The following is a 648-nucleotide window of genomic DNA, read 5'->3' on the forward strand; positions in this document are numbered from 1 at the left end:
CATTCCCAAGAACACTTGAATGTGTGTTGGTACCTACATCATAAAGATATAGGATTTGAGAACTTTTAAATTTGATAAATGATGCTTTCTCAGTATAAAACTGGACATCATTTATCGTCAGCTTTCCAAATTGTTAAAGAGCGAGATTTTTTAGCCATACAGCTATAAAACCATTTTCTAATCACTTTCGGTAAATCGCTTAGGCGACAAAAATCCCAACCAGTATCAATTTCTTGTTCTGGTTTGGAATAACTTTCCAAAAATAGTTAGAGAATGGTGGGCGATACTGGGCTCGAACCAGTGACCCCCTCCTTGTAAGGGAGGTGCTCTCCCAACTGAGCTAATCGCCCACATTTTATTGTTCAGTGGTATGAACATTTCTAAGAATGGTGGAGCTATGCGGGATCGAACCGCAGACCTCCTGCGTGCAAGGCAGGCGCTCTCCCAGCTGAGCTATAGCCCCATCTTAGATTCATTTTCTGCCAAAAGGAGAAAATGGTGGGTCGTGCAGGATTCGAACCTGCGACCAATTGATTAAAAGTCAACTGCTCTACCAGCTGAGCTAACGACCCAATGGTATCCCGTAGGGGAGTCGAACCCCTGTTACCGCCGTGAAAGGGCGGTGTCCTAGGCCTCTAGACGAACGGG

3 tRNA genes are annotated in these 648 nt (G+C 44.8%); all 3 read right to left on the reverse strand.

Going from position 1 to position 648, the window contains the following annotated elements:
- Window positions 1-274: 274 nt before the first annotated feature.
- Window positions 275-350 (reverse strand) — tRNA-Val (locus tag VEZ01S_RS16270).
- 37 nt (window positions 351-387) lie between these two features.
- A tRNA-Ala gene (locus VEZ01S_RS16275) sits at window positions 388-463 on the reverse strand.
- Window positions 464-496: 33 nt separating this feature from the next.
- Window positions 497-572, reverse strand: a tRNA-Lys gene (locus tag VEZ01S_RS16280).
- Between the last annotated feature and the right edge of the window lie 76 nt (window positions 573-648).

It is taken from the genome of Vibrio ezurae NBRC 102218, from assembly GCF_000467185.1.
Taxonomy (GTDB): domain Bacteria; phylum Pseudomonadota; class Gammaproteobacteria; order Enterobacterales; family Vibrionaceae; genus Vibrio; species Vibrio ezurae.